This is a genomic window from Bradyrhizobium sp. USDA 4532 (assembly GCF_024171315.1).
Lineage (GTDB): Bacteria > Pseudomonadota > Alphaproteobacteria > Rhizobiales > Xanthobacteraceae > Bradyrhizobium > Bradyrhizobium australafricanum.
Window position 1 is genome coordinate 6370022 of record NZ_JALJZN010000001.1, and the last position, 16405, is coordinate 6386426.

The 16405-nt window shown below is 65.0% G+C and carries 13 protein-coding genes; 9 read left to right on the top strand and 4 right to left on the bottom strand.

The window, feature by feature from the left end; translation table 11 throughout:
• Nucleotides 1-128: 128 nt before the first annotated feature.
• Nucleotides 129-866 carry a Crp/Fnr family transcriptional regulator gene (locus J2R76_RS29410; RefSeq protein WP_375166541.1) on the bottom strand — a complete coding sequence of 246 codons (738 nt, stop codon included), beginning with the start codon at nucleotides 864-866 and terminating at the stop codon, nucleotides 129-131.
• Nucleotides 867-1389: 523 nt separating this feature from the next.
• Here J2R76_RS29410 and J2R76_RS29415 point away from each other — a divergent pair.
• The 6 genes from J2R76_RS29415 (at nucleotide 1390) to J2R76_RS29440 (ending at nucleotide 8158) form a co-directional block, all read left to right on the top strand.
• The gene (locus tag J2R76_RS29415) at nucleotides 1390-2913 is read left to right on the top strand and encodes a flagellin (protein ID WP_076834571.1); all 1524 of its coding nucleotides are present in this window, start codon (nucleotides 1390-1392) and stop codon (nucleotides 2911-2913) included.
• Between the two features lie 385 nt (nucleotides 2914-3298).
• Nucleotides 3299-6013 (top strand): hybrid sensor histidine kinase/response regulator, encoded by a 2715-nt coding sequence (locus J2R76_RS29420; protein ID WP_253625291.1) that lies wholly within the window; start codon nucleotides 3299-3301, stop codon nucleotides 6011-6013.
• A 22-nt stretch (nucleotides 6014-6035) separates the two neighbouring features.
• Nucleotides 6036-6509 carry a chemotaxis protein CheW gene (locus J2R76_RS29425; protein WP_253588546.1) on the top strand — a complete coding sequence of 158 codons (474 nt, stop codon included), beginning with the start codon at nucleotides 6036-6038 and terminating at the stop codon, nucleotides 6507-6509.
• A gap of 43 nt (nucleotides 6510-6552) precedes the next feature.
• On the top strand, nucleotides 6553-6942 hold the full coding sequence (locus J2R76_RS29430) for a PleD family two-component system response regulator (RefSeq protein WP_018269419.1): 390 nt from the start codon (nucleotides 6553-6555) through the stop codon (nucleotides 6940-6942).
• 37 nt (nucleotides 6943-6979) lie between these two features.
• Nucleotides 6980-7837, top strand: coding sequence for a protein-glutamate O-methyltransferase CheR (locus tag J2R76_RS29435; protein ID WP_076834729.1), 858 nt, complete (start codon nucleotides 6980-6982; stop codon nucleotides 7835-7837).
• 3 nt (nucleotides 7838-7840) lie between these two features.
• On the top strand, nucleotides 7841-8158 hold the full coding sequence (locus J2R76_RS29440) for a pilus assembly protein PilZ (protein WP_076834731.1): 318 nt from the start codon (nucleotides 7841-7843) through the stop codon (nucleotides 8156-8158).
• A 138-nt stretch (nucleotides 8159-8296) separates the two neighbouring features.
• Here J2R76_RS29440 and J2R76_RS29445 read toward each other — a convergent pair whose 3' ends face one another.
• Nucleotides 8297-8605, bottom strand: a complete 309-nt coding sequence (locus tag J2R76_RS29445) for a hypothetical protein (RefSeq protein WP_057021082.1) — start codon at nucleotides 8603-8605, stop codon at nucleotides 8297-8299.
• 154 nt (nucleotides 8606-8759) lie between these two features.
• On the opposite strand from J2R76_RS29445, the gene J2R76_RS29450 reads away from it, so the two are divergent.
• The 3 genes from J2R76_RS29450 to J2R76_RS29460 all read left to right on the top strand — a co-directional run bounded on the left by J2R76_RS29450 (nucleotide 8760) and on the right by J2R76_RS29460 (nucleotide 12131).
• On the top strand, nucleotides 8760-9392 hold the full coding sequence (locus J2R76_RS29450) for a response regulator transcription factor (RefSeq protein WP_018269422.1): 633 nt from the start codon (nucleotides 8760-8762) through the stop codon (nucleotides 9390-9392).
• A 175-nt stretch (nucleotides 9393-9567) separates the two neighbouring features.
• Nucleotides 9568-11307, top strand: coding sequence for an L-arabinonate dehydratase (gene araD / locus J2R76_RS29455; protein WP_076834748.1), 1740 nt, complete (start codon nucleotides 9568-9570; stop codon nucleotides 11305-11307).
• A gap of 104 nt (nucleotides 11308-11411) precedes the next feature.
• On the top strand, nucleotides 11412-12131 hold the full coding sequence (locus J2R76_RS29460) for a ribonuclease activity regulator RraA (protein WP_057021244.1): 720 nt from the start codon (nucleotides 11412-11414) through the stop codon (nucleotides 12129-12131).
• 224 nt (nucleotides 12132-12355) lie between these two features.
• On the opposite strand, the gene J2R76_RS29465 is transcribed toward J2R76_RS29460, so the two are convergent.
• Together J2R76_RS29465 and J2R76_RS29470 are read right to left on the bottom strand one after the other, a co-directional pair.
• Nucleotides 12356-14464 (bottom strand): S9 family peptidase, encoded by a 2109-nt coding sequence (locus tag J2R76_RS29465; protein WP_076834733.1) that lies wholly within the window; start codon nucleotides 14462-14464, stop codon nucleotides 12356-12358.
• Between the two features lie 183 nt (nucleotides 14465-14647).
• A complete protein-coding gene (locus J2R76_RS29470; RefSeq protein ID WP_076834734.1) occupies nucleotides 14648-16363 on the bottom strand; it encodes an iron ABC transporter permease in 1716 nt (571 codons plus the stop codon).
• Nucleotides 16364-16405 lie beyond the last annotated feature (42 nt).

Consider the following 16405-nt stretch of genomic DNA (forward strand, 5'->3'; position numbering starts at 1 on the left):
CGTCCTTGCAACCTATTCTGGCACGCCAGGGTTCCAATGGAAACATGTCTTGGTTCCAATAGGAATAGACCTATCGCCGCACATTCGGGTTGTCTGCTCGATCACAGTTGGGGCTGGCGGCGCGCCAGTCAGTCTTCCGGCCCGATCAATTGTTCGGCGTGCGCCTTGACCGTCGTATAGCATTCACACGCCGCCTTCCGCAGGCCGTCGATATCGGTGATCTCGATATGACCGCGGCTGTAACGCAGGATGCCGGCCTGCTGAAACCCATGTGCGACAATCGAAACCGCATTGCGCCGGACGCCGATCATCTGCGCCAGCATCTCCTGGGTTAGCGGCAACGCCTCGCTGCCGCACAGATCGCGTGCGCGCAGCAGCCATCGTGACAGCCGTGCCTCCACCGGATGCGAAACATTGCAGGCGACGGATTGTTGCGTCTGCGCCATCAGCGCCTGCTCATAGAGCGCGACCAGGGTCCGGAAATCCGCGCTGCGATTTGCTGCCTCGCGGAAATCCTCCGCCCGCATCATCGAGGCTGAGCCTGGCACCACGACAATCGCATCGGCAAGCAGCGGCCGCTCGTGCAGGGCGGCAGACGCGCCCACGACGCCGTCGCGACCGACGGTTGCAATCTCGACAGATTGCCCGTCGGACAGATTGATCATCATCGAGACCACGCCGCTATGCGGAAAATAAACCCGCTGCACCGGCGCGCCGGCATCGGCGAGCGCCGTTTCCTTGGTCAGGTCGACGGGTTCCAGGAGGGGATGAAGTTGCGCGTACTCCGTGGGGGGAAGTGCTTGCAACAGACGATTGGGCGGACGCGATACCGCGGACATTGCTGCTCCTGCCGAGGGCGGGAGCACTACGGTCTCGCATCACCTACTCTTGGCGTGTGGAAGGACTGCGAACATAGCTTGCCTGTCCAATTGCACAAGGGTTGTGGTGTTGAAACTATACCCTCTGGAGGGCAGACGGCGTGGCCGCCGCCGGGACCGGTGATCGACGTCGATCCGCGCGGCGCGAGATCCCAGCGCGACTTTATCTCTCATTTATTGATTTCCATTAACTCTGTTCCTCGCTGGACTTTGCATCGTGGTGACCTGCAACGCCGGCTATCGACGCGCCGGGCCTGCCGCGCCGGGATGTCGCAAGTCCTGCACATGCGCAGGAAATTCACGGCCATGACGTCGGTCCGGCGCCGACCGCGCGCTGCCGCGGCCAGCCATCGCGCCGGCCGCCCGTCGAATCACCGGCAAGGCCGTCCTGGGTATTTGTACGGACCAGCCCTTTAACGAACGGGTAGCGCGGACGGACCAGTGTGACGTGGGTCGCCGTGCGAAATTTACGGCGTCGCGTCAATCGTGTTCATCCAGAAGGGTATCCAGTATGTCCGGCATCGTTCTTTCGGCATCGGTCCGTCAAAACCTGCTTTCGCTGCAGTCGACCGCTGACCTGCTCGCCACCACGCAGAACCGCTTGTCCACCGGCAAGAAGGTCAACACTGCTCTCGACAATCCGACCAACTTCTTCACGGCGCAGTCGCTCGACAACCGCGCCAGCGACATCAACAACCTCCTGGACGGTATCGGCAACGGCGTGCAGGTGCTGCAGGCCGCCAACACCGGCATCACCTCGCTGCAGAAGCTCGTCGACAGCGCCAAGTCGGTCGCCAACCAGGCCCTGCAGGCCGCCGTCGGCTATTCCGCGAAGTCGTCGGTGACGACCGCCGCGATCCCCGGCGCGACCGCCGACAACCTGCTCGGCACCGCGACCCCGACCAATGCGACCCTCACCAGCACCGCCGCCTATACCGGCATCGACCTCACCGCGGCCGGCGCGAACCTGACGTTCCAGATCAACAGCCAGACTGTGACCTTGAACTCGGGCACGAACTACTCCGCCACCCAGGTTCGCGATGCGATCAACACGCAGGTCGGCGCCAGCGCCAAGGTCGCCGCCTCGATCGACGGCACCGGCAAGCTGGTCCTGACCAGCACCAACACCGCCGGCACCGGCGACACGCTCACCGTCGGTACGTTCAGCTCGGGCGACGCGACGCAGCTCGGCCTCCCGGCCGGTGCTACGGCAACCGCAACCGGCACGGCTGGCGCGAGCCCGCTGGACACCCTCACGCTGACCATCGGCGCAACCGGCAACGGCACCGCGACCAACATCACCTTCGGCACCGGTGCCGGCAAGGTGAAGTCCCTCAACGACCTGAACGCCGCGCTGGCGGCCAACAACCTGCAGGCCTCGCTCAGTGCGGCCGGTGCGCTCACCATCAGCACCACCAACGATGCCGCTTCGGCGACCATCGGCACGATTGGCGGCACGGCGGCCGGCGCCGGCAAGCTGTTCAACGGCCTTGCGGGCAGCGCTCCGGTGCAGGACCCGACTGCGCTGGCGAACCGCGCCAACCTGGTCAACCAGTACAACAACATCCTGGACCAGATCACCACGACCGCCCAGGACGCGTCGTACAACGGCATCAACCTGCTCAATGGCGATCAGCTCAAGCTGACCTTCAACGAGACGGGCTCCTCGACGCTGAAGATCCAGGGCGTGACCTTCGACGCCACCGGCCTCAACCTCACCAAGCTGACCGCCGGCACGGACTTCGTGGACAACGCTTCGGCCAACGCGACGCTGAAGACGCTGAACAGCGCGAGCGGCCTGCTGCGCACCCAGGCTTCGACCCTTGGTTCGAACCTGTCGATCGTGCAGATCCGCCAGGACTTCTCGAAGAACCTGATCAACGTGCTGCAGACCGGCTCGTCCAACCTGACGCTGGCAGACACCAACGAGGAAGCGGCCAACAGCCAGGCGCTGTCGACCCGCCAGTCGATCGCGGTGTCCGCGCTGGCGCTGGCCAACCAGTCGCAGCAGAGCGTGCTGCAGCTGCTCCGCTAAGCGTAGCGGCGACAGACATCGACTATCGGGGCGGCGGAGGAAACTCCGCCGCCTTTTCTTTGGCGCTTAGCCATCCCGCCGGCTTCAACCAATGAGCGATCGCGTTCGGATGCAGGCGGTCGTCATGTCGCGAACGTTTTGCTAGACTTAGCGGTCCTCAATTCCAATTAGTTCAAATTGCGATGACCGGTGGAACGGGCTCTTTCCCGTCCGGGTGGTAAGGCCTGTCCTTGTGAGACCGGCCGTGTTGTCGTGATGCGTCGTCGAACTGCAGAAGGGCTTCATCGTCCGTATTTGCACGGACGGCAAAATTAACGTCGCCGTGAAGCCGGCCAAGTTATCGATGCAAGGCGAGCGCTCCGTAGCACCTTGAGGGGACCTATCCATGGACGATCTGTTGCGCGAGTTCCTGACGGAGAGCAGCGAGAGCCTGGATACGGTCGACAACCAGCTGGTGCAGTTCGAGCAGGATCCGAACAACGCGAAGATCCTGGATAACATCTTCCGGCTTGTGCACACCATCAAGGGCACCTGCGGCTTCCTCGGGCTGCCGCGGCTCGAGGCGCTGGCGCATGCCGGCGAGACCTTGATGGGCAAATTCCGCGACGGCATGCCGGTGAAGGCGGAAGCCGTGACGCTGATCCTGTCCTCGATCGACCGCATCAAGGAGATCCTTGCAGGGCTCGAGGCGACCGAGGCCGAGCCCGAAGGCAATGACCGCGATCTGATCGATCAGCTGGAGGCGATGGTCGAGCACGGCATGGCGGCGATGGCGGTTGCCGCTGAAGAGGACGTGCCTGTCGTCGAAGCTCCGTCCGTGCAGGCTAACATGACCGAAGGCACGCTGGTGGTGCAGACGCTGGAGCGTCCGCTGCGTCCGGGCGAGGTCTCGCTCGACGAGCTCGAGCGCGCCTTCCGCGAGACCGAGACCGAAGTCGCCGCACCGGCGCCGGCCGCGAAGCCTGCCGCTGCGGCTCCCGCCGCCGAGCCGGCCGAGGCTGTGAAGAAGCCGGCCCGCAAGGCGGCCGCTGAGGACGTCCAGGAAGGCGACAAGATCGCCAACCAGTCGATCCGGGTCAATGTCGACACCCTCGAACACCTCATGACCATGGTCTCCGAGCTGGTGCTGACCCGCAACCAGCTGCTGGAGATCTCTCGCCGCAACGAGGACACCGAGTTCAAGGTGCCCTTGCAGCGGCTCTCCAACGTCACCGCCGAGCTGCAGGAAGGCGTCATGAAGACGCGCATGCAGCCGATCGGCAATGCCTGGCAGAAGCTGCCGCGCATCGTCCGCGATCTCTCCGGCGAGCTCGGCAAGCAGATCGAGCTCGAGATGCACGGTGCCGACACCGAGCTCGACCGCCAGGTGCTCGACCTGATCAAGGATCCGCTGACGCACATGGTGCGCAACTCCGCCGATCACGGGCTCGAGACCACCGCCGAGCGGGTCGCCGCCGGCAAGCCGGAGCAGGGCACCATTCGCCTCTCCGCCTATCACGAGGGCGGCCACATCATCATCTGCATCGCCGACAATGGCCGCGGGCTCAACACCGAGCGGATCAAGGCCAAGGCGCTCCAAAACGGTCTCGTCACCGAGGCCGAGCTCGAGAAGATGACCGAGGCCCAGATCCACAAGTTCATCTTCGCGCCGGGCTTCTCGACCGCGGCCCAAGTCACCTCGGTGTCCGGCCGCGGCGTCGGCATGGACGTGGTGCGCACCAATATCGACCAGATCGGCGGCACCATCGACATCAAGAGCGTGGCCGGCGAGGGCGCCTCGGTCACCATCAAGATCCCGCTGACCTTGGCGATCGTCTCCGCTTTGATCGTGGAAGCCGGCGGCGACCGCTTTGCGATTCCTCAATTGTCTGTCGTCGAGCTGGTGCGGGCCCGCGCCAACTCCGAGCACCGCATCGAGCGGATCAAGGACACCGCAGTCTTGCGCCTGCGCAACAAGCTGCTGCCGCTGATCCACCTCAAGAAGCTCTTGAAGATCGACGACGGCGCGACGACTACGGATGCCGAGAATGGCTTCATCGTGGTCACTCAGGTGGGTAGCCAGACCTTCGGCATCGTGGTCGACGGCGTGTTCCACACCGAGGAGATCGTGGTCAAGCCGATGTCGACCAAGCTGCGGCACATCGACATGTTCTCCGGCAACACCATCCTTGGCGATGGCGCCGTCATCATGATCATCGACCCCAACGGGATTGCAAAAGCGCTCGGCGCGTCCGGCTCCTCGGCCCATGACCTCGCCGACGACAATGCGAACGCCCACGCCGCAAGCGGCGAGCAGCTGACCTCGCTGTTGGTGTTCCGCGCCGGCTCCTCGCAGCCCAAGGCGGTGCCGCTCGGCCTCGTCACTCGGCTGGAGGAGATCGCAACCGACAAGATCGAGCTCTCGAACGGCCGCTACATGGTGCAGTACCGCGAGCAGCTGATGCCGCTGGTGCAGATGGCCGGCGTCGAGGTGCAGTCGCAGGGCTCGCAGCCGATCCTGGTGTTCGCCGACGACGGCCGCTCGATGGGGCTCGTGGTCGACGAGATCATCGACATCGTCGAGGAGCGGCTCAACATCGAGGTCGCGGGTTCGCAGGACGGCATCCTCGGTTCGGCCGTGATCAAGGGCCAGGCCACCGAGGTGATCGACGTCGGCCACTTCCTGCCGATGGCGTTCGCCGACTGGTTCTCGCGCAAGGAGATGCGGCCGTCGGCCTCGGCGCAGTCGGTGCTGCTGGTCGATGACAGTGCCTTCTTCCGCAACATGCTGGCGCCGGTCTTGAAGGCCGCCGGCTACAAGGTCAGGACCGCGGGCGGCGCGCAGGAAGGGCTCGCCGCGCTGCGTTCGGGACAGAGCTTCGACGTCGTGCTGACCGACATCGAGATGCCCGAGATGAACGGCTTTGAGTTCGCCGAGAACATCCGCTCGGACCACAATCTGATCGGGCTGCCGATCATCGCGCTGTCGGCGATGGTGTCGCCGGCGGCGATCGAGCGCGGCCGGCAGGCCGGCTTCCACGACTATGTCGCCAAGTTTGATCGTCCCGGGCTGATCGCGGCGCTGAAAGAGCAGACCGCCGAACTGCGCCGCGCGGCCTGACACGGGATAAGGACAGGGATCGATGACCAGCAAGACCGAGACAAGCGAAGGCGCGATGGCCGAATACGTCACCGCCGTGATCGGCGGGCAGCTGTTCGGCCTGCCGATCTCGCGGGTGCAGGACGTGTTCATGCCGGAGCGGCTGACGCGGGTGCCGCTGGCCTCCAGCGAGATCGCCGGCGTGCTCAATCTGCGCGGACGTATCGTCACCGTGGTCGACATGCGCGCCCGGCTCGGGCTGCCGAAGGCCGACGACGGTAAGCCTCCGATGGCGGTCGGCGTCGACCAGCGCGGCGAATCCTACGGCCTGTTGATCGACCAGATCGGCGAGGTGCTGCGGCTCTCCGAAAACAGCCGCGAGGACAACCCGGTCAACCTCGATCCCCGCATGGCCAAGCTCGCCGGCGGCGTCCACCGCCTCGACGGCCAGCTCATGGTCGTCCTCGATATCGATCGCGTGCTCGAACTGGTGCCCAAAACAGCTGCTGCAGCGTAACACTCCACCGCGGAGACGGTGGATTCCACAGGGAGGCCAACACATGAAGACATGTCTCGTCGTCGACGATTCCGGCGTGGTGCGAAAGATCGCGCGCCGCATCCTGGAAGGAATGGAATTCACCGTCATCGAGGCCGAGGACGGCGCGGTCGCGCTCGAAGCCTGCAAGCGCGCGCTGCCGGATGCCGTGCTGCTCGACTGGAACATGCCGGTCATGGACGGTTTCGAATTCCTCGTGCAGCTCCGTCGCATGCCCGGCGGCGATCAGCCCAAGGTCGTGTTCTGCACCACCGAGAACGGCATCGACCACATCTCGCGGGCGCTGCATGCCGGCGCCAACGAATACATCATGAAGCCGTTCGACAAGGACATCGTGATCGCGAAATTCCAGGAAGTGGGCCTGCTGGCGCTCGACGCGTCGGCCGAAGCCTGACACCCAGTTTCACCATTCAGTCCCTTGTGAGGCTCCCGTGACGCCCCCCGACTACGAGTATCTGCGTAAGCTCCTGAAGGACCAGTCCGGTCTCGATCTGTCCGCGGACAAGCAATATCTGATCGAGAGCCGCCTGCTTCCGCTGGCGCGCAAAAGCGGCCTGTCCGGCATTCCCGACCTTGTCGCCAAGATCAAGGCGGGCTCGTCCACGCACACCGTCCAAGTGGTCGAGGCCATGACCACCAACGAGACGTTCTTCTTCCGCGACAAGGTGCCGTTCGAGCACTTCCGCGACACCATCATGCCGGAGGTGCTGAAGGCACGCGCCGCGCGCCGCAGCGTCCGGATCTGGTGCGCCGCCGGCTCGACCGGCCAGGAGCCCTATTCGCTGGCGATGTGCCTGAAGGAAATGGGCGCGGCGCTTGCCGGATGGCGCGTCGAGATCATCGCGACCGATCTGTCGCAGGAGGTACTGGAGAAGTCGAAGGCCGGCATCTACAGCCAGTTCGAGGTGCAGCGCGGGCTGCCGATCCAGATGCTGGTCAAGTACTTCAAGCAGTCGGGTGAGTTCTGGCAGGTCAATCCCGAGTTGCGCGCGATGGTCCAGCACCGCCAGCTCAATCTGCTGCACGATTTCTCCCAGCTCGGCACGTTCGACGTGATCTTCTGCCGCAACGTGCTGATCTATTTCGATCAGGACACCAAGATCAGCATCTTCAACCGTCTCGCCCGGTTGATGGAGGCCGACGGCTTCCTGGTGCTGGGCGCCGCCGAAACCGTGGTCGGCCTGACCGACACGTTCAAGCCGATTCCCGAGCGGCGCGGCCTGTACCGGCCGAGCGGGGTGCGGGCCGGGCTCGCCATGCCGAAGCCTGCCATGGCGGTCGGATATTGAGCGATGACCGAGGACGGCAAATCCATCGAGCGGGTCACCTTCAGCCGGGGCGTCGATGTCTGCATCATGGCCATCGACGGCACCTGGCGGCGCGACTGCCAGCTCAATGCCATCTCCGACACCGATGCCTCGCTGACCGTCGAAGGTTCCATTCAGGGGCTCAACCTGAAGGAGTTTTTCCTCCTGCTGTCCTCGACCGGCCTTGCCTATCGCCGTTGCGAACTGGTCCGCGTCAACGGCACCGAAATGGACGTCAGTTTCCTCAAGGGGAAGCCGAGCAAACGCCGATCGGCCGCGGACGAAGAGCGGGCCAGGGCCTGACGTCAAGAAGGCCTATCCGACCGGGCGGGCAAGGCCCGCGGCCAATCCGGACGATGCGTGGAACGGATCGTCGCCTGATGGGTTGGGCGTCGTCGGGACAATCGAGGTGATTGGGCCGAACCCGTCGGTGGCGGCGGGTCAGTTCAGCAGACGCGCTGCTGCCCCGGAATCGCACAGGCGGTCGAGCGTCGTGCCGAGGCCGGCATCGCATGTCTTCAGGGCGGTGGATGCTGTGAGATAGCGCGGGGTAACGTCGTCGAGAACGACGGTGTCGACGTCGGCCTGCCGCGCGGCCAGCACGGCCTCGCGCGCGATCGCCGCTTCGATCAGCCGCAGGCTCGCCTGGACATGGCCAATCAGCGCGACCAGGTCCGTCACGATCAGACCGTAGGGATCATGGCCCTCGTCCAAGCGCGCTGCAACGCGGTCCGACGCTGCATTTTCCATGCATGTTTCTCCACTGCCCCCCACTTTTAGGGAACGCGGTGCTACTTGTGCGTTAAGCGGACGTCCCGTACAAATACGGGTCCATTGATCGAGATGGTCGAGTTAGTTCTTGTGCGGTCAGGGCAGCACGCTTCACCACTGATGGACGATGCATATGGTTGAAAATGGCGCTCCGCGCGGGGAAATCTTTGTAGTCGACGACGATCCTGCCGTTCGCGAGACGCTTTCAGTGGTCCTGTCGACCGCTGGTTACAAGGTGATCTGCTTTGCGGACGGCGCGGCGTTGCTCGCGGTGGCGCGCAGCAGGACGCCAGCCTGCATCCTGCTCGACGTTCATATCCCCGGCAAATCCGGCCTCGATATCCTGAGAGAGCTGCATGGCGAGGATTATCCGGCGCCGATCTTCATGATCTCCGGTCAGGGTGACATCGCGATGGCGGTCAGTGCCATCAAGAACGGCGCGCTCGACTTCATCGAGAAGCCGTTCCGCGGCAACGAGATCGTGAGCCGTCTGAACGAGGCGATCGACGCCTACACCAGGCGCCAGGCCGAGACCTCCGCGTCGCGGATCGCCGCGCTGCACTTCCCGGGTCGCGAGCCGCTGACCCGCCGCGAGCGCGAGGTGCTCGAGCAGTTCACCGCGGGCGCCTCCAACAAGGAAGCCGGGCGCCATCTCGGGATCAGTCCGCGCACGATCGAGGATCACCGCGCCAACATCATGAAGAAGCTCGGCGCGCGCAACGCCGCCGATCTGGTCCGCATCGTGATGACGGCGCAGCAAAAATAACCTAGGGCCGGTTTACGTTCCGATTGCCACATTGCGGAGCGTGTGCGGCGCACGTTCAGCGAACGGCACGTCTGCGCCGGGGGCGGGACGACATGTCAGAAAATCGAGTATATGCCTGACACAGGGCAAGCGCGCCGGAACCGCGCGCGTGCGAGCAATGTCGAGACCCATGGCGATGACGAAGAAGAACAAGACCCCGGATCAATTGCGCAGCGCGCGCTGGTTTGCGCCCGATGATTTGCGCGCCTTCGGCCACAGGTCGCGGGCAATGCAGATGGGTTACGCGCCGGAGGAGTGGCGCGACCGCCCGGTGATCGCGATCATCAACACCTGGTCGGATGCGCAGCCCTGCCACATGCATTTCAAGAGCCGGGTCGACGACGTCAAGCGCGGCGTGCTGATGGCCGGCGGTTTTCCGCTCGAGCTGCCGGCGCTGTCGCTGTCGGAATCGCTGTTGAAGCCGACCACGATGCTCTACCGCAACATGCTGGCGATGGACGCCGAGGAACTGCTGCGCGGCCATCCGGTCGACGGCGTGGTACTGATGGGCGGCTGCGACAAGACCACGCCCGGCCTGCTGCTCGGGGCCACCAGCATGAACCTGCCGGCGATCTACCTGCCTGCCGGACCGATGCTGCGCGGCAACTGGAAGGGCCGCACGCTGGGCTCCGGCTCGGACGCCTGGAAATACTGGGACGAGCGCCGCGCCGGCAAGATCTCCGACAGGGACTGGGTCGACATGGAGGCCGGCATCGCCCGAAGCTACGGCACCTGCATGACCATGGGCACGGCCTCGACGATGACCGCGATCGCGGAGGCCATCGGCATGACGCTGCCGGGCGCCTCGTCGATCCCCGCGGCCGACGCCAACCACATCCGCATGAGCTCGGAGGCCGGCCGCCGCATCGTCGAGATGGTGTGGGAGGATCTCACGCCGCAGAAGATCCAGACCCGCAAGGCCTTTGAGAACGCGATCACGGTCGCGATGGCGATGGGCTGTTCGACCAACGCCATTATTCACCTGATCGCGCAGGCGCGCCGCGCCGGCCAGGACATTTCGCTGGACGATTTCGAGAAAGCGAGCCGCAAGGTGCCTGTGATCGCCAATGTGCGGCCGAGCGGCGACCTCTATCTGATGGAGGATTTCTTCTATGCCGGCGGGCTGCCCGGCCTGATGAACCGCATCAAGCCGCATCTGCATCTCGACTGCATGACCGTGTCAGGCAGGACGCTCGGCGAGAACATCGATGGCGCCGAGGTGCACAATGACGACGTCATCCGCACCGTCGACAACCCGATCTACAAGGAGGGCGCGCTCGCGGTGTTGAAGGGGAATCTCGCGCCCGACGGCTGCGTCATCAAGCCAAGCGCCTGCGATCCGCGTTTCCTCAAGCACACCGGGCCTGCGCTGGTGTTCGACGACTATCCGTCGATGAAGAAGGCGGTCGATGATCCCGATCTCGACGTCACGGCCGATCACGTGCTGATCCTGCGCAATGCCGGTCCGCAGGGCGGGCCGGGCATGCCGGAATGGGGCATGCTGCCGATCCCGACCAAGCTGGTGAAGCAGGGCGTGCGCGACATGGTGCGGCTGTCGGACGCGCGGATGAGCGGCACCAGCTACGGCGCCTGCATCCTGCACGTCTCGCCGGAATCCTATATCGGCGGCCCGCTGGCGCTGGTGAGGAACGGCGACCGCATCACGCTCGACGTCGCCGCGCGCACCATCAATCTCGATGTGCCGGAGGCGGAGCTGGCCAGGCGCCGCGCCGAATGGAAACAGCCCGAACAGCGCTTCGAGCGCGGCTATGGCTGGATGTTCTCGAAGCACATCAAGCAGGCCAATGAGGGCTGCGACTTCGATTTCCTCGAGACCGGCTTTGGCAAGCCGGTCGGCGAGCCGTCGATTTATTGATCACTGTCGTTCCGGGGCGATGCGCAGCATCGAACCCGGAACCTCGAGATTCCGGGTTCGGTCGCTGTAGCGCCCGCCCCGGAATGACAATCGGAAAAATCATCATGTCAAAACTCAGCGACACCACCCGCAACAAGCTGAAATCCGTCTCCACCGCGACGGTCGCGACCGCGCTGTTCAAGCGCGGTTTCCGCATCCAGATGATCCAGGATGTTCATCCCCTGGGCCCGGATCAGCCGACCATGGTCGGCGAGGCCTTCACGCTGCGCTACATGCCGGCGCGCGAGGACCTCAACAAGATCGAGGTGTTCCGCGATCGCGCGCATCCGCAGCGCAAGGCGATCGAGGAGTGCCCCGTGGGCGCGGTGCTGGTGATGGACAGCCGCAAGGATGCGCGCGCCGCGTCGGCCGGCGCGATCCTGGTGACGCGGCTGATGAAGCGTGGCTGCGCCGGCGTTGTCACCGACGGCGGCTTCCGGGATTCGGCCGAGATCGCGCGGCTCGGCTTCCCGGCCTTTCATCATCGCCCGAGCGCGCCGACCAACCTCACGCTGCACCAGGCAATCGAGATCAACGTGCCGATCGGCTGCGGCGATGCGCCGGTGTTTCCCGGCGACGTCGTCCTTGGCGACAGCGACGGCGTCATCGTGATCCCGGCGCATCTCGCCGACGAGATCGCCGACGAGACCTTCGAGATGACCGCGTTCGAGGATTTCGTCACCGAGCAGGTCCAGAACGGTCGCGGCATCTTCGGGCTCTATCCTGCGACCGACGAACAGACGCTGAAGGATTTCGCGACGTGGCGGAAGGCGAAGGGGCGGTAGCGCCTCACTCTCCGCCGTCGTCCTTGATAAGCGATCGCCATACATCCCGCCGTCGTCCCGGCGAAAGCAGGGACCCATAACCACAGGGAGGAGTTTGGCGAAGACTGGCAGTTGCGTTGTGTGCCGTGGTACTGTGACTGCCTTGCTCGATAGATCACGCGGTATGGGTCCCGGCCTTCGCCGGGACGACGATGGGGAGGGGACCGCGCAAGCCAACCGGCACCCTACACCTCAGCCTTGTCAGCCATCCCGACCGCCCACAGCGCGAACGCGTAGACGATCGCGACCTCGTCGAGGCGGTTGAAGCGGCCGGACGCGCCGCCGTGGCCGGCGCCCATGTTGGTGCGCAGCAGCACCGGGCCGCCGCCGCGCATGGTGGCGCGCAGCCGCGCGATCCATTTCGCCGGCTCCCAATAGGTGACGCGCGGATCGGTGAGCCCGCCCATCGCCAGGATCGCCGGATAGTCCTTGGCCGCGACATTGTCGTAGGGCGAATAGGACAGGATGGTGCGGAAATCCTTCTCGCTCTCGATCGGATTGCCCCATTCCGGCCATTCCGGCGGCGTCAGCGGCAGCGTGTCGTCGAGCATGGTGTTGAGCACATCGACGAATGGCACTTCGGCGACGATACCGGCGAACAGCTCGCCGGCGCGGTTGGCGACCGCGCCCATCAGCATGCCGCCCGCCGAGCCGCCATGGCCGACGATGCGCTTCTCACCGGTATATTTCGCCTCGATCAGCGCCCGCCCGGCGGCGGCGAAATCGTCGAACGTGTTGGTCTTCTTCTCGCGCTTGCCGTCGAGATACCAGCCCCAGCCCTTGTCGGCGCCGCCGCGGATATGCGCAATCGCATACACAAAGCCGCGGTCGACCAGCGACAGCCGGTTGGCGGCAAACGACGCCGGCATCGCCATGCCGTAGGAGCCGTAGCCATACAGCAAAAGCGGCGCCTTGCCGTCACGAACGAAATCCTTGCGATGCAGGATCGAGACCGGCACTTGCGCGCCGTCATGCGAGGTCGCCATGATGCGCGTGGTGACGTAGTTGGCCGGGTTGTGGCCGGACGGAATCTCCTGGCGCTTGCGTAAGCTCCGCGTCCGCGTCGCCATGTCGTAGTCATAGACTTCCGACGGCGTCGTCATCGACGAATAGGCAAACCGCAGGTTGGTGGTGTCGAACTCGTAGCCGCCCATGGTGTCAAGCGAATAGGCCGCCTCGTCGAAGGCGATCGCGTGCTCTTCGCCGCTGTTGAGGTCGCGGATGATAATCGCCGGCAGCGCATTGGCACGCTCCAGCCGCACCATGTGGCCGGCATAGAGCTCGACGTCGAGCACATAGACGCCTTCGCGATACGGGATCAGGTCGCGCCAGTTGCTGCGCTCGGGTGCGGTGAGCGGCGCGGTGACGACCTTGAAGTCGATGGCGTCGTCGGCGTTGGTGAGGATGAACAGCTCGTCGCCGCGGTCGGCGATCGAATATTGTACGCCTTCCTCGCGTGCCGCGACCAGCCGCGGCGGCGCGTCGGGACTGGAGAGATCGATCAGCCGCTGTTCCGAGGTCTCATGGTCGCCGCCCGCGATCACGCAGAAGCGGCCGCTCGCGCTCTCGTGCAGGTGGGTGAACCATCCGGAATCCTGCTCCTCATAGATCAGCGTGTCGTCGGCCTGTTTGGTGCCGAGCTTGTGCCGCCACACCTGCATCGGCCGGTGATTGTCGTCGAGCTTGACGTAGAAGAAGCTTTTGGAATCCGCGGCCCAGACCACGCCGCCGTCGGTCTCCTCGACGAGGTCGTCGAGATCGCCGCCGGTGGCCCAGTCGCGCACCCGGATCGAGAAATATTCGGAGCCCTTGGTGTCGGCGCTCCAGGCGTGCAGGCGGTGATCGTTGGAATGCCGGCTGCCGCCGAACTTGAAATATTTGTGGTCCTTCGCCAGCGCGTCGCCGTCGAGCACGACATGAGCGTCGCCGCCGTCGCGCGGCGTGCGGCAGTACAGCTCGTGCTGGCCGCCCTCGCGGAACTTGCGGAAATAGGCGAACGGGCCGTCCGGCGACGGCACGCTGGAATCGTCCTCCTTGATCCGCCCGCGCATCTCCTTGACCAGCCGCTTCTGCAACACGTCGGTATGGCCGAGCAGGCTCTCGGTGTAACCGTTCTCGGCTTCGAGATAGGCCCGGATGTCGGGATCGAGGATCGAGGGATCGCGCAGCACCTCCTGCCATTTCGGATCCTTGATCCACGCATAGTCGTCGGTCACCGTGATGCCGTGGGTGGTGAAGGAATGCGGCCGGCGCGGCGCGACCGGGGGCGATGTTGTGGTGGCGGATTTGGTCACACGATCCTCATGGTGCGGGGTTCCGCTCTATATCGGGATGAATGTGGCGATTGCCAGATGGGGCGGGCATCCTTGGTTGCTTCGTCATTGCGAGCGAAGCGAAGCAATCCATCGTTCCCCGAAGGGATAGAATGGATTGCTTCGTCGCTTCGCTCCTCGCAATGACGACGTGGTTAGGGCGAGCTACCCGTTCCGCAGCCGCGCGCCGGCATTGCCGCCGGACATCGGAATCCGGTTCACTGCCAGCACCACGGCGAAGGTGATCACCAGCATCGCGATGCCGAGCACCGCGATCGCGGCGAGGTCGCCGCCTTCGTTGAGGTCGTAGATCAGGACCGACAGCACCTTGGTCTGCGAGGTGAACAGCACGATCGCCGCCGACAGTTCCCGCATCACGCCGATGAAGATGAAGCACCAGGTCGCGATCACGCCGGTGCGCAGCAAGGGCGCGGTGATCTGGCGCAGCGCCTGCAACCGGGTCGCGCCGAGAATGCGGCTTGCCTCCTCGAGCTCGGGATGGATGGTCGCGAACGCCGCCTGCAATTGCTGATAGGCGGACGGCAAATTGATGGTGAGGAACGCCAGCAGCAGGATCCACAGCGTGCCGTAGAGCACGAAGGGCGGCCGCGTGTAGCTCAGGAACAGGCCGACGCCGAGCACGATGCCGGGGACCGCGACCGGCGCGGTGGCGAGGAAGCCGAGCACGCGGTGGCCCGCGATCACCTTGCGCGTCGTGACATAGGCGATGACGAGCGCGAGGATGGTGCCGATGGTCGCGGTCGCGGTGCCGAGGATCACGGTGTTCTTGAGCGCGAGCTGGGTCGACGACAGCTCGGTGAACACGAAGACGATGTTGTGCAGCGTCGCCGTCGATGGCGTCACCAGCGTGGTCGCGTTCGGCGAGAACGCGGCGTTGAGCAGCGCGAGGTAAGGCAGGAACACCGGGTTGAGCAGCACCAGGAGGCAGAAGCCGAGCGCGGCCCAGCGCCAGCCGCGCAATTCGACCCGGCGCGGCGCGCCATATTTGCCGCCGATCACCGAATAGCCGCGGCGGCCGAGCAGCGCCTTCTGGCCCTGCAGCAGCAGGATGGTCAGCACTAGCAGCGGCACCGCGGCGGCGGCCGCGAGCTCGAGCTTCGGCGGATACTGGAACAGGCTCCAGATCTTGGTCGTCATGGTGTGGAAGCCGGCCGGCAGCGCCAGGATCGCGGGCGAGCCGAACAGCGTCATCGCCTGCAGGAACGCGATCAGGGCGCCCGCGACCAGCGCGGGCAGCGCGAGCGGGATCGTCACCCGCCGCGCAGTGGTCCAGGCATTGCCGCCGAGGATCGCGGAGGCGTCCTCGAGCTCGCCCGGCATGGTGTCGAGCGCATTGGCCACCAGCACGAACACGAACGGGAACGTGTAGCAGGAGATCACGAAGATGATCCCGGTCATCGAATAGATGTTGAACAGCGCGTCGGCGTCCTCGCCGGCGAACAGCCGGTAGAGCTGGTTCAGCAGCCCGGAATTCGGCGCCGCCAGCAGTTCCCAGGCGACCGCGCCGAGAAATGGCGGCGTCACGAACGAGGCCGTGACCAGTGCGCGGATGGTCTGCCGCCCCGGCATGTCGGTGCGCGACACCAGCCAGCTGATCGGCGCCGCGACGATGCAGCAGATCAGCGCCGACGTGGTCGCGATGATCGCGGTCGTCAGCAGCGGATCGAGGAAATCCGGATTGCTGAACAGCGTGACGAAGTTTTGCAGCGTCGGATACCGGCTCTTGTCGGTGAAGGCAAACACCGCGAGCCACGACAGCGGCAGCAGGATCAGCAGGATGAGCAGCGCCGCGAACAGCCACATCACGGGGCGTGTCCAGTCGATGCGGGGCTTTGCGGCGGGGGAGGCGGTTGTTGTCATGTTGGCACGCTGCAAGCTGTTTCGACTCCCTCGCCCCGCTCT

Bases quoted from the DNA above. Each gene is read 5' to 3' on its own strand.
- J2R76_RS29415 (WP_076834571.1), top strand. From the start codon at position 1,390: ATGTCCGGCATCGTTCTTTCGGCATCGGTCCGTCAAAACCTGCTTTCG.
- J2R76_RS29420 (WP_253625291.1), top strand. From the start codon at position 3,299: ATGGACGATCTGTTGCGCGAGTTCCTGACGGAGAGCAGCGAGAGCCTG.
- J2R76_RS29425 (WP_253588546.1), top strand. From the start codon at position 6,036: ATGACCAGCAAGACCGAGACAAGCGAAGGCGCGATGGCCGAATACGTC.
- J2R76_RS29430 (WP_018269419.1), top strand. From the start codon at position 6,553: ATGAAGACATGTCTCGTCGTCGACGATTCCGGCGTGGTGCGAAAGATC.
- J2R76_RS29440 (WP_076834731.1), top strand. From the start codon at position 7,841: ATGACCGAGGACGGCAAATCCATCGAGCGGGTCACCTTCAGCCGGGGC.
- J2R76_RS29445 (WP_057021082.1), bottom strand. From the start codon at position 8,605: ATGGAAAATGCAGCGTCGGACCGCGTTGCAGCGCGCTTGGACGAGGGC.
- J2R76_RS29450 (WP_018269422.1), top strand. From the start codon at position 8,760: ATGGTTGAAAATGGCGCTCCGCGCGGGGAAATCTTTGTAGTCGACGAC.
- araD (WP_076834748.1), top strand. From the start codon at position 9,568: ATGACGAAGAAGAACAAGACCCCGGATCAATTGCGCAGCGCGCGCTGG.
- J2R76_RS29460 (WP_057021244.1), top strand. From the start codon at position 11,412: ATGTCAAAACTCAGCGACACCACCCGCAACAAGCTGAAATCCGTCTCC.
- J2R76_RS29470 (WP_076834734.1), bottom strand. From the start codon at position 16,363: ATGACAACAACCGCCTCCCCCGCCGCAAAGCCCCGCATCGACTGGACA.